At 41.9% G+C, this 12,912-nt stretch carries 6 protein-coding genes; 2 read left to right on the top strand and 4 right to left on the bottom strand.

The features are described 5' to 3' along the window. On the top strand, nt 1-1,137 hold the full coding sequence (gene dinB / locus R9C00_16655) for a DNA polymerase IV (GenBank protein ID WPO33334.1): 1,137 nt from the start codon (nt 1-3) through the stop codon (nt 1,135-1,137). Nucleotides 1,138-1,140: 3 nt separating this feature from the next. Here the strand turns inward: dinB and R9C00_16650 are convergent, their stop codons facing one another. Further along, the gene (locus R9C00_16650) at nt 1,141-2,046 is read right to left on the bottom strand and encodes a DUF1570 domain-containing protein (GenBank protein ID WPO33333.1); all 906 of its coding nucleotides are present in this window, start codon (nt 2,044-2,046) and stop codon (nt 1,141-1,143) included. A 288-nt stretch (nt 2,047-2,334) separates the two neighbouring features. Between R9C00_16650 and R9C00_16645 the strand changes: the two genes are divergently transcribed. Beyond that, nucleotides 2,335-4,734: an ATP-binding protein gene (locus tag R9C00_16645; GenBank protein ID WPO33332.1), complete on the top strand. Its 2,400-nt coding sequence runs from the start codon at nt 2,335-2,337 to the stop codon at nt 4,732-4,734. A 4-nt stretch (nt 4,735-4,738) separates the two neighbouring features. Here the strand turns inward: R9C00_16645 and R9C00_16640 are convergent, their stop codons facing one another. The 3 genes from R9C00_16640 to R9C00_16630 all read right to left on the bottom strand — a co-directional run bounded on the left by R9C00_16640 (nt 4,739) and on the right by R9C00_16630 (nt 12,727). Further along, a complete protein-coding gene (locus R9C00_16640) occupies nt 4,739-6,100 on the bottom strand; it encodes an NAD-dependent succinate-semialdehyde dehydrogenase (protein WPO33331.1) in 1,362 nt (453 codons plus the stop codon). A 20-nt stretch (nt 6,101-6,120) separates the two neighbouring features. After that, nucleotides 6,121-6,741 (bottom strand): bifunctional nicotinamidase/pyrazinamidase, encoded by a 621-nt coding sequence (gene pncA, locus R9C00_16635; GenBank protein ID WPO33330.1) that lies wholly within the window; start codon nt 6,739-6,741, stop codon nt 6,121-6,123. 91 nt (nt 6,742-6,832) lie between these two features. After that, entirely contained in the window at nt 6,833-12,727 is a 5,895-nt protein-coding gene (locus R9C00_16630; protein WPO33329.1) for a carboxypeptidase-like regulatory domain-containing protein, read from the bottom strand. Between the last annotated feature and the right edge of the window lie 185 nt (nt 12,728-12,912).

The raw sequence follows: 12,912 nt of genomic DNA, 5'->3' as shown, positions 1-12,912 counted from the left end.
ATGACGAACAAAAGTGAATTTAGCTACCTAAAAAAGAGAACATTGGAAATTATTCCTCAAAGAAAAATAATCCATATCGATATGGATGCCTTTTTCGCATCGGTGGAGCAGCGAGATAATCCCGACCTGAGGGGAAAGCCTGTTGCGGTAGGTGGCTCACGTGAGCGTGGAGTTGTGGCTGCTGCAAGTTACGAGGCACGGAAGTATGGCGTACGTTCGGCCATGGCTTCTAAAACAGCTCTTCGTCTTTGCCCCCAACTGGTTTTTGCACCGCACCGTTTTGATGTTTATAAAGAGGTTTCTACTCAAATAAGAGAGATATTTTTTGAATATACCGACTTGGTCGAGCCGCTTTCACTCGACGAGGCATTTTTAGATGTAACCGAGAATAATTTTGGAAACCCTTCGGCAACCTTGATAGCAAAAGAAATAAAAAGGAAGATCAAGGAAAAAACCCAACTAACGGCTTCTGCTGGAGTTTCCTTTAATAAGTTTTTGGCAAAGGTCGCTTCTGATATGGATAAACCTGATGGGATTTTTGTAATAAAGCCCGAGCAAGCCGATGCATTTTTAGAAAAATTGCCTATTGAGAAGTTTTTTGGGATAGGGAAAGTGACCGCAGGGAAAATGAAAGACCAAGGGATATTCAAAGGGGCCGATCTTAAGAAAAAATCTGAAATTGATCTGATCAGGTTGTTTGGGAAAGCGGGGAGGTATTATTACCGCATAGTGAGGGCAGATGATAGGAGGGAAGTGAAACCAAACAGAATTCGCAAATCCTTTGGGGCTGAGCGAACTTTTGAGGAAGATATAGAAGACTTTGAGCAGGTAAGGGAGCGGGCAGTCGGTATTGCAAAAATGGTGTTTGAAAGGTTGAAAAAATCGAAGGCTACGGGGAAAACGGTTACGCTAAAGCTAAAATCGTTTGACTTTGAGCAAAAGACACGGAGCAAGACTTTGAAGCACGGGGTGAGTTCGGAAAGAGAATTGGTAAAAACGGTGGAGGAGTTATTGGAGCAACCTAATGTTCCTGAAAAAGCGCTTCGGTTAATTGGCGTTGCTGTATCAAATTTAGACGAAAGAGCAGATGGGTTGCCCATTCAGCTTGAAATAGATTTTGGAGACTCCTTTCGGTAAGAGTTACATCCCTCTAGAAATAGGAATGTGAACGGGTGTTTTTTTATGGATATTGGGCAAGTAGGTGACCGGAAGGCTGAAACTGTGGGCTTGGAAGTCGGAGAGAATCCATTTGTGCCAATCTTGTTCCAGCTTAGCGACCCCTCCAGGGTAATGCCTTTGAATAGCTTTATATGAAATACCTTCAGTTTCTTGGTTTTGCTCAATGTGCCTGATGACCTTTCCTAATATTTTTTGAGATTCAATGTCGTTCATTAGGAAGTAAATAAGCGACCATGCCACGCTTCTTGACTGATAGCCTAGTTCCTTTGTTTCATTCCTTTTCCATTCTTTATTGCTTTGTGAAAGATAATCTTTCAACGGTATCATCGAGCCTTCTTCTACCCATTTTTTACACCTTTCTGCTTTGCTAGCCTGAAGTTTTATAGAGATATCTTCTCTTCTCACTACTAGCCTTTCAAAGTACTCGGATAGTCCTTCGTTTAGCCAAAGCGGTCTTTTTACAAAATCAGAACTAGAAGAAGATTTAATGTTTCGAAAAAGTAAGTGGTTGACTTCGTGATAAATATCTTTGAGAAGAGTGGTATGCTTTTTCCTTCTCCAAACAATGGCTTCGTTGAACTTTGCCGAGTAGAAGGCACAGTTGGTCGTGGAGTGAGAAAAGCCTATTTGATATACTTTGTAAGAATAAAAATCACCAAAAACTCGTAGCCTTATGTCCAGATTTTTGTCAAAAGAAAATCCAAAAACAGTTGTGTAGCGAGATGTAATAAACGAGATGCCCTTTTCGGCAGCGAGGTATTCGCTTTGGGTAAGTTCATATCCATCATTCTTGATCTCAACTTCTGGGGCATGGTTACTTATCTGAGCCGCAACTTGCCCAGATGACATGGTGACCAGTAGGATCAAATAGATTATATGTTTAGTGCAATATTGCAAAGTTTTCGGTGGATTGAAAATACGTTTTGTTAGTACTTAGAACGTTTTAATTAGAACGCTAAAATTATAGCTTCGGTTATATTTTACCTAAAATATCCAATATACAAAATCTGTTTTTTATTTATGTTGCAAAAGTTGAGTTGATCAATAAAAAAAATAGGAAGAATTCACACTTATTAATGTAATTGTTTACTAGTCTGGTTACAGTTATCGTTTTTGTTTTGTGTGTTTTGCAAATAAACTCATGAACTAGCTATAATGACTAAACAGACAAAATATTCTTTTACGTTTTCAGTTTTATTCTTCTTGGTTATTTTTCAGTCTTCTGCAAAGCAGCAGGATGATAACAAACTAACTATTTACACAGATAGAGAAGAAATCGAATACCTCGATAAATATTTATATGTACTGGAAGACCCAAGTAATAACTTGAGTTTCCAGCAAGTGATATCTTCCTCCCATAAATCCCAGTTTAAAAAGGCAGAAAATATTGATCAGTTCAAAAATGACTGTACGTATTGGGGTAGAATAGTAATTGAGAATTATAGTGGGTATAGGGACGAATGGGTATTGAATATAGCTCCAGTGGGTACAAATTTCATTGAAGTCTACTACAAAAAAAATGATGAACATCAATACTCTCACAAAAAAACAGGGGAGTATGTCATCTATGATGAAAAAGCTCAGCCAAAAAAACGAGCTTGTAAAGTAAGGCTCGATTTGTCAGATGAAGATCTCGCCGTAATTTATATCAAGATCAATAACATTGATAAAACCATCCCAGAGTTCGACTTGCTTTTGGAAAGCTCGGATAAGTATTATTCTTCGCTTGAGAAGAGAAACTTGCTGATAGGGATTTTCGTAGGGATGATGGGGATAATTATTCTCTACAATCTATTGATTTACAAACTGCATAAAGACAAAACGCATATTTACTATGCCCTCTATATATTAAGTATGAGCACTCTGTTCATTTATGAATTTGGCTTTGCTCTTGAAACGGTATTTAAGAACTTTCCTGTCCTTAACCAATTTCTACTTCAACTATCCATTATAGCACCTTTTTTCTTTTTAAAGTTTATTTCGACTTATACCAAAGCAACTCGTTATTTCCCCAAGGCGATAGGTTTTGTACAAAAAGCAGAGCTGGTTTTCCTTTCCATGTTTGTAATAAGCCTTTTGGTACTAGCTATTTGGTTTGATGTTGCTTTGGTAAAATACATAAACCAAGCGGCATTTTCAGCTTATATGCTTGTAGCTTCTATTGTGGTTTATTTAATGCTCAGGAGCAAAAAAAGGGCAAGTAGTTTTGTTATTTTAGGAACGGCTGCATTGGTTGGGTTTTCATTGGTAGCTATTTACCTCAAATTAGCGTGGAATATCGATCACCTGAAAGGCTTTATTTTGGTTGGTTTTGTGATTCAGGTTTTCTCTTTTTCTCTGGGGTTAGGGTTTAGGATGAAGTTGAGGGAAATTGAAAAGCTTAAAGAGCAAAATAGGTTGATTGGGGAATTGAAAAAGAGCGAACAGCGAACACATGTGTTGAACTCGCAATTAGAAGCGAAAATAGAGGAGAGAGGAAATAGACTTAATCAGCACCAAAAGGAAATTGCTTTCCAAGCGAAGGAGTTGGTGGAGATGAACTGGGAGTTGTATGAGAAAAATGGAGAGCTTGAAAAAGCGAACGATGCGATGGAGGTTTCCAATAAGAAGCTTATCCAAAAGAATGAAGAGTTAAATGTGTTGAACAATAGGCTCAATAATACTTTGGCCAAGCTGAAGGAAACGCAGGTACAACTTATCCAATCTGAAAAAATGGCATCCATTGGTGTGCTTACTGCGGGAATAGCTCATGAGATTAATAATCCTATCAATTTTGTGTATGCTGGAGCAGATACCTTGGCTTCTACGCTGAATGAGATTATGGGAATTGTAGATCAGTATGGGAAAATATCTTCTCAAAACAGCCCGGAAGAAATCACTTCTTTTTTAGACGACTTGGAAAGGGTAAAGCAAGAGATATCGTACGAAGAAACTAGGGACGATGTGTTCGACTTGCTGAACGATATAAAAGAAGGTGCTCGCAGAACTGCGGAAATTGTTCAAGGTTTGAGGAGTTTTTCACGCTTAGACGAAGAGCAGGTGAAGAAAGCCGATTTGCATTTGGGCTTAGAATCGACCTTAACCCTTTTGAGGAATAAATTGAAAGATGGGATACGAGTGATAAAAGATTACGATCCTGAGTTACCATCTATCGAGTGCGTGCCCGGACAAATCAACCAAGTATTTATGAATATTTTGGTAAATGCCGCTCAAGCCATTCAAGAAAATGAAAGCGAAGAAAATATCATTGAAATAAAGACAGTCGCCAATATGCTGGTGAGCTCAGATGATACGGACGTAGAAGAGCAAAAAATTGAAGATATAGAGATTCATATTACAGATACAGGAGGAGGGATTGCCGAGGAAATCCAAAATAGGATTTTTGAACCATTTTTTACTACTAAGAAAGTGGGCGAAGGTACTGGTTTAGGTTTATCCATTACTCATAGTATCATCCAAAAGCACAATGGAAGCATCGAACTGAAAAGTGATGGGGAAAATGGAACTACCTTCATCATAACTCTCCCCACCACTCAAATGCACGACAATGTCTAAAAGGTTATTTAACGTAAATCGTTTTTGTATTTACAAATTCCCGAATGCCCTCTAAAGCTAATTCCCTACCATAGCCCGAGGTTTTTGTTCCACCGAACGGAAGCCTCGGGTCTGATCTTACCAGTTCGTTGATAAAAACAGAGCCATCATCAAACTTGCTAGCATAGTGTAGGGCAAGGTCAATGTCTTCGGTATAAATAGAAGTTCCCAACCCATAGTTTGATTGGTTTGCCAACTTCACCGCTTCGTCCAGAGTTCCAAAAGTTGTGGTGGAGATGACCGGTCCAAACACTTCTTCTTCAAAAGCTACAGAATTCGGTTGTACATTGTCGAGAATAGTGGGGGCGAAGTACGCTTGCTTTTGCTCGCCTCCCACCAGTAATTTTGCTCCACTTTTTATGGTTGAGGTAACTTGTACTGAAACCTTATCTGCCAAGTCAATTCTTGCCAACGTTCCGAAGGTGGTACTTTCCTCTATAGGATTTCCAGGCTGTAACTCTTGCTTCATTTTGATAGAAATTTTAGCCAAAAACTCGTCTTTGATGCTTTCCTGAAGTAAAATCCTTTTGGCTGCTATACAACTTTGCCCACTGTTCCTCATTCTAGAAACAAAAACCGAATCAATGGCGTCGTCAAGGTTTGCACTATCTAGTACTATAAAGGCATTGTTTCCCCCAAGTTCCAACACCGATTTCTTGATATTCTTCCCCGCAAGTTCAGCCACTTTGCTTCCTGCTAAGGTGCTTCCCGTTAAGGTTACAGCTTTCACAGTTTTGTGCTCAATAACTTTTGGGACAAGGTCGGTATCGATGAACAGGTTATGGAAAACACCTTCTGGAAGTCCTGCTTCTGCTAAGATGTCGGCAATGTGTTTGGCGCAACCAAAGACATTTGGGGCATGCTTAAGCAAGATGTTATTTCCTGCCATAAGATTGGGGGCGGCAAAGCGGAAAAACTGCCAAAATGGAAAGTTCCAAGGCATAATTGCCAAGATAGTGCCCAGAGGTTCATATCTTACAAAGCTTGTTGTAGCCCTTGTATCGAAGTACTGGTCTTCCAAAAATTCAATACCTTTTTCCGCATAATACTCACAGCCCCAAGCAGATTTTTCTATTTCTATAATGGATTCCCTCAGCGGTTTTCCCATTTCGAGGGACATCGTAAGTGCATAGGTCTCTTTGTTTTTGTTCAGTATACTGGCAATTCTTTTTAGCAAATCCACTCTTTCGAGTTTGGCAGAAAATCGCCATTGTTGAAATGCTTTTTCAGCCTTGGTTAAAATTGAATCTACCTCGGAAGGTGTTTGTGAAACATGCTCCGAAATTGTTTCTTGGTTGTAGGGGTTTATGCTGTAGAAAGTCTTCATAATAGATTATTGTTAGTAGTTTATGCTAGTAAGTCCTTGCTTGTGATGATGGTTATTCCCGCCATTTTCATGTCTTCTATGGCTTTTCCCACATCACCGGGTTGGAGGTTTACCCCGCGGGATGCATCTTCTATCAGGTATGTTTTGAAGCCAAGCTCTGCGGAATCGATAGCTGTGAATTTCACGCAGTAATCTGTAGCAAGTCCTACTACATATACTTCTTCTACACCCTTTTTCTTCAAATAATCACCCAGTCCCGTATCCTTTTTGTGCCCATTGTCGAAGAAACCGCTGTAGCTATCTATGGCAGGATCAGTACCTTTTGGGAAGACTTTTTCCACCTTTTCCATGTTCAATTCTTTTACAAACCCAGCACCTTTAGTGCCTTGCACGCAGTGGTCGGGCCACATTACTTGGGCCAAGCCGTTGAGCTCTGAAAGCTCGCCGATTTTAGCACCTTCGTTGTTGGAAGCGAAGCTGCCATGGTTTTGTGGGTGGAAATCTTGTGTGGCAACGATGAGGTCAAAGCCTGTTTCTTGCAATTTATTTACCGTAGAAATGATATTTTCTCCATCGGGAACAGCGAGAGAACCTCCTTTTACAAAGTCATTTTGGATATCAACTAATATCAAGCATTTCATGAGTGTCTTCGTTTGTTTCGGGATGAAAAATAGCCCATTTGCTAGTGTATAACAAATGGGCTACCAGTACTTGTTCCGAATTTTAGACATACTACTCCACCACCACTCTTTTCAACCCATTTCTACCATAGAAAACAGGGAAGTACATCTGCTCGGCCCTTACGGGGTTCAAGGTGTATTTTCCGCTGTACCTCGGCAGTAACTCTACCTCAAACTCATAGGTGTCAGCAGGAAGGTCTTGGCAGAAAATACTCGTCTGGTTTCTGAAATATTCCCGATGGGTTTCCCTGTAATAATATTGGCGTTTGTTTTCATAGGTACAGCCTGCGGGGATGGGAACTTCAATCATCACGTACTCAGATTTTTTCTTCACCACCACTTCCACTTTGAGCTTCACAGCTTCCCCAGCTTTTAGCTCGGTGGATGCCGTATCTAGCAAATCGAAGTAGGAGCGAACGGTGAAGGCACTGTCCACAGGAGTGGGGTTGGGCTGCCAAAACTCTTCAAATACACTCAAATAAACGGGAAGTTTTCCTCCTTTTTTGATGTTCAGTACGCCCTGCTGGTTCAGCTCGGTGGTATAAGGGAAGCTTGTCAACCGTACATTTGCAGCTCCGCTAAGGGTTAGCGTTGCATCGGGTAGCTCGCCTGGGGTATCGCCGAGGAGGTCGGGCAAAATGGATTCTAACACGTAGGAAGAAATATAGGTGTTTTGCCAGAAACCGTCTTTTCGCATTCCCACCAAAGCACTTCTTACTTTTCTCATGGTAAATTCGTCCGTGCTGTCGGCTTTCAAAATGCGGTAGGCGAGTGCAGTATTGAGCGAAGGGTTTTGGGCAAAAGCGTAATAACGGCTCTCTTCCCCCCAATAATAATCGCCAAATAAGGTTTCTTTTCTGCTCTCTTCAACTATTTTCAGGTCATAAGGCAACTTAAGTTTTTGCCTAATGCGGATGAGCTTAAATTTTTCCCCCAACGTAAATTCAGTCACGGAGTCTGCCTCTATTTTTTGGAGGTGGTCTTTGTAGGCAAATGGAACATTCAATGCCATCAGCAGCTCGATGATCTTCATTTTTTTCCTGCTGCCTGCTCGGTCAATTTCCCAAACTAAACTGTTTTTGATGAGCTCTTTGTCCAGCTTATTCGAGTACCCGATTTCATTGGCTTGTGCCAAAGCTTCCCATACGTGCAGCGTTATCCAATCCACTCGGTCGGTGTTTTCCCACCAGCCCCAAGTGCCGTCAGTACGTTGGGTGTTTTCCAGTCGGGTAATGATTTTTTGGATGTCTTTTGCGTAGATAATTTCCCGCTTGAGCGCAAGGTCGATCCTAGTTTTGGCTACCAAGGCTTTGAGCTTGGAGGCGAGTTGCTCGTTGCAGAGGTACTTGTAGTTGAGCACATGTTTTATTTCTTGCTCGGCAATGCTCAATAAATTGGCATCGGCTCTTAGCGTAACCTTGTTGGAGTGGGTGAACGGAAGTTGGAAAACCGTATCGGTATAAAGTGCTAAAAACTGACCTTTGGTTTCCTTCGTGCCTACAGGGAAAATCGGGATGCCTTTTTCTTCCCCATCAAAATATCCATCGGCTTTTTCTACTTGGAAACCAATTTTCAGCGAATCCTTGTCTGCTATTTCCAAGTAGATGGAATCGATGGCGGCGTTGGCGAGTTGGAGGTTTTTGGGCAGCACTTTTTCCCCTTCTACCAAAAAGAAGGTGGAAATATCCAGCGTATCTGCGGTGTAGTTCATGGCTTTGCCTACAAAGTTGACTGAGTCTCCAACTACCAAAAAGCGGGGAGTCGCCATTTTTGCAGAAAGTGGGCGGAACGAACGGATTTCCCCGCTGGTGTACCCGCTCTGCTTCTGGTCGTTCATGGCGAGGTAGTAGGTTTTCCAGTTGGTGATGTCATCGGGGAAAGTGACTTCAAACGAGGCTTTTCCTTCCTTGTTGGTGCGCAAGCGAGGTTGCCAAAATGCATAGTCAGCGAAGTTGGTTCGAAGGGAATTTCCAGCCGCCGCATTTTCCCAAAAAGCATCTTTGGCTTCTCCACCAATGATCTGGCTTGCCAAGCCTTTTCCTTCTTTCATTGAGATAAGTATTACACCATTTGCTGCCCTTGCGCCATATATTGCTGTTGCTGACGCATCTTTCAATACTTCCATACTGGCAAAATCATCTATATTTACACCATCGGGCATTGCATCATACACCATTCCATCTATCACGTAGAGAGGTGAGCTTTCACCTAAAGAAGAAGTCCCTCTTATCATGATATTTTGGTTGACCGAAACTCCAGCAACTCTTCCTTGTAGGGATTGATTTGCTTTTATGCTAAACACTGCTCCTGTTAACTCTCTTCTTTTTTGCGTTCCATACCCAATCACTACTACTTCTTCCAGTTGTGCTAAATCATAATCAAGAGAAACATTAATGAAATTCTGGCTGACTTGTATTTCTTTAGTGACGCAACCAATAAAACTAAATATCAAGATTGAATTATAGTTAGGGACAGCCAGTTCATAGTTGCCATCAATATCAGAGGTTGTCCCATAGGTTGTGCCTTTAACAAGGATAGAAACTCCAGGAAGCGGCTCACCATCTTCGGTTGAAAGCACCGTCCCCCTCACCACATTTCCGCTGATGGCGGAGTTCGTGTATTGCGTTTCTCTATAAACTTGTTGAACTTCTTGTTTCAGGGGCGTGCCTGTGTACGGCTTTTTCGCCCTTCTCTTAATCAACTCCGTAAGCTTGTCGCTAAACTCGTCTTGTTTGAGTTCCTGTGGGATTTTTACCCGTTGGAAGTTTGCCCCATTTGGTCGGATGTTCACGTTTTCCTGTATCCAATATTTGTGGTCATCAAAAAGGAAGACCATGCGGTAGGTGCCAGGTTTGAGCTGGTGAAACCTGTTTGTTTTCCCAGGGTACAACCGTAAAAAATCGGGGTCGTCGAGGGTGAAAATGAACGTGTTGAGCAAAAGTGGTCGTAAGCTGTCGGGGCTTTCGTGCTCAAGTTCGATTTTCAGCCAGCCATTTCCTTTTTCAGTCGAAGTTGCATTGTCGTACCAAATCCTATTGGTAGCGATGTTTCGTTTGAGGTATGCCTCCCAAGAATCTTCCATTTGTTTAACAGTATAGGCTCGGCCAGTAAAGGAAGGGGTTGATAGAGAGTTGCTCAAACGTTTAGGGAGCAGACTTTTTGTATCTTTTTCTCGCATTTTGAGCAAACCTTTTTGAAAGTCATACTCAAAATTGCTTTCGTGATTAAATTTTGTGTTAAAGCTATCTATCACTACAAATTGGAGAGGCGCAGATGAAACTGGGCCAACAAAACTGGTGTGATCTTCTACTCTTCTTCCGTAGCGATAGGATTTTGGATGATTTAGCTTCGTGACAATCGAGTCCTGCAACAGATAAGTGAGCTGCTCGGGATGGTTTTTGGCATAAGGGAAAATGTACCTGCTCAAAGACCTTTTTTCATTATCGCTAAACGTGTTAAGCTTTGTGTAAGAAGAAATGTGCTTGGCTACAGCTGAATCTTCCACACTCAAGATTGTTTTTTTGCCATGAGCAAAGTAAAGGCTATCCAAAATAATTGACCTAGTAGAAGTCCTCAGCCTTAGGTAATGATATCCGCTATCCACTCGGAAAGAATAAGGTTGGGCTTGTTGAGAAAAGCTGAAATAAACAGGTTTGTTATCAAGGTAAACCACATGAACGGGTTCGATTTTCCCATTATCAACCACAAAGGGAGCAAACTGCGTAACGCTGTCTTCCACAGGAAAGCTGGTTTTGTAAAGCTTATTTTTGGGGTAAAGGAAATGGTAATATTCCACGCTGTCAAGTTTGGAAAGCTTGTTCCATTCCTCGTATTGCAGTCGGATATTTCCGTCGTGCCCTTTGGTGTCTTTCAAGCTGAATTTGTTCAGATCCCCCCTTGGCGCACGGTATTTTCCCAAGTAAGGAATGTCATGGTTTTCGCTCCCAAACTTTTTGGTGTTTGCGTAAGCAGTCACATCTACATCCTTTACAGGCTTGCCCTTCGAGTCGGTCACGGCTACTTCAATGCTCGCTTTTTGCCCTGGATAAATGACAGAAGGTTGGTCAACCTTAAGGTTCAGTTGGTTGTCAAAAAGCTGAGCCGTAGCCGACCCATTTTTGGCTTTTCCACCATATATGTATTGCCACCTGATCGAGTATGTCTTTTTGTTTCCTACGCTTTTGCGAAGGTTCAGCTCCTTTCCGTTGCCTCGGGCAACTTCACTGTTTTTGCTGTAGAGTTGCCACGTGAAGGGGATGTTCGAAGGGTTTTGGGCAGCGAAGAACACCGAATCTGCCGTTCGGTAACCAGAGATGGAAATATTTCCATTTCCCAATTCGTGCCAATTTGAAGTGCTATCAGTTTCCACCCAATATTCTGCTACAAATGGATTGATCTGTACCTTGATGGGTAGCTCCAAAGTTCTTTCTTCCAAAAGGTTTTCTTCTGAGTCATATGCTTCTAAAATAGCTTTTCCAGTCTTTGTTTCCCCATTTTTATGGTAAGAAATACTCAAACGATCTCCTTCTTCTTCAAACTTGATTTCTTTGTTCTCGAACCAGTAGCTTACATTCTTGCTTTTGTGTATTTTCTCGTTGTCCGAGGTCAAAAAATCCACATTTATTTTGTAGATCAGGTTGGTTTGTGGAAAAATAGAGTCGGGGATGGTGAGCTTGGTTTCCCCCACAGGGTCGAGCGCTTGGCGGTGCGTCCAGAGCGTGTCGGGCACAAATACCGAGTCGGGGTAAAACCTGCTCACGTGGTTGGTGGTGAGGGAAAGCACAAACCTACCGTCCATGATGTTCAGGTCGTTTTCGTCCTTGCCCTGCATAATGAGGGAAAACGGTCTGCCACGGAAATGCTCTTTTTCCACCGTGCGAAGCGTGTAGGTGGCACTTTTGAGCTCGTAATCTTCGTACCGAAACGCTCCGCTTATGTAGCTATCCCCATCCTCGTTTTCCAAACGAATACTGCAATAGCTGTCCAGCCTAAGCCCAAGGCTGTCGTGCAGCACAAATTCATAGCTGTACCCGCCTGCGGTATATGGTTCGAGGAAGTCTAAGTCTATATTTTTTCCACCTCCAGAAAGAACCAAATCCAGTTTCTTATCTACGGGCTTTCCCTTTTTGTTCACTATAAAAGCCTTGATTTTCACCGTATCGCCTTGGCGGTATTTGGGTTGGTTGAACACCATGTAGCCTCGGTGTTTATCCGAATTGTAACGGTTGTAGTCATAATAATCCCTTTCAAAAATCTTCCTGTACTGTTTTACAAACCAATAAATAGAACCTGTAGGGCTATGATGTACAATTGACCGAACTCCATCTATAGGAATGAAAATGATAAATCGGAGAGGAATCCAAACATACCGAAGCGGCACAGAATAAAGGATTTTGCTGGAAATACGTTTGTAACGGCTGCTTTTTCCATATTGCTCCACGTTATAATAGCCTTCCTCGCCTTGGTAGCTGACCTTTAGCAAGCCGTGCTTGTTTGCCTTGCCTAGCCGAAAAGCCTGAAGCTTTTTGTCAAAATGAAGGCTTTTCTTTTTCAGTTTGACTTTTGCGCCCTCCGCAACTTTTCCATTTTTTTCGTGTACCGAAATAATCAAATCCCGATGGTTGTCCAGCACGTTTACTTGCAACGTATTAACCGTTTCGAGTTCAAAGTCCACCCGGTTGCCCGCTACGTGTACGTAGAGGTAATGCCCAATTGGCAGTTCTTCGTAGTAGCCGCTGTCGAGGTGGTAAGTGGCTATCAGGTTTTGGAAATACGCATCATCAACCTCGTGAGCCCCTTTGCGGTAAATGGTTTCCGCCTGCTCGGGCGTGATCCGAAATATATGCTTTACGGAGCTGCTTTTCCTGCTTTCCAGCAAGTCTTGGGCATGGCTATTTGATGTGGTAAAAAATAAAAATAGAGTGAGTAGTACAAAAAGTTTCTTCATTTTCAGCTAGTTGGTTAGAGAGTGTAATTTAATATAATAATGTCCTATACTCGCATTGACCCACTCGTTGTTTTTTTGGTTGGACGAGAAGGAAAATTGCTATCAGGCTGAAGTAGTTCTGTTAAGGAGAAGACTCATTAACTTCATAAGAAATTTACAGGATTGCATATAAGTTATCGCACTTA

This window comes from Flammeovirgaceae bacterium SG7u.111 (genome assembly GCA_034044135.1).
GTDB lineage: Bacteria > Bacteroidota > Bacteroidia > Cytophagales > Flammeovirgaceae.
This window is presented reverse-complemented; position numbering and strand designations above follow the sequence as displayed.

Excerpts from the sequence above, each read along its gene's own strand:
- R9C00_16645 (WPO33332.1), top strand. The coding sequence starts at position 2,335 with ATGACTAAACAGACAAAATATTCTTTTACGTTTTCAGTTTTATTCTTC.
- pncA (WPO33330.1), bottom strand. The coding sequence starts at position 6,741 with ATGAAATGCTTGATATTAGTTGATATCCAAAATGACTTTGTAAAAGGA.
- dinB (WPO33334.1), top strand. The coding sequence starts at position 1 with ATGACGAACAAAAGTGAATTTAGCTACCTAAAAAAGAGAACATTGGAA.
- R9C00_16630 (WPO33329.1), bottom strand. The coding sequence starts at position 12,727 with ATGAAGAAACTTTTTGTACTACTCACTCTATTTTTATTTTTTACCACA.
- R9C00_16640 (WPO33331.1), bottom strand. The coding sequence starts at position 6,100 with ATGAAGACTTTCTACAGCATAAACCCCTACAACCAAGAAACAATTTCG.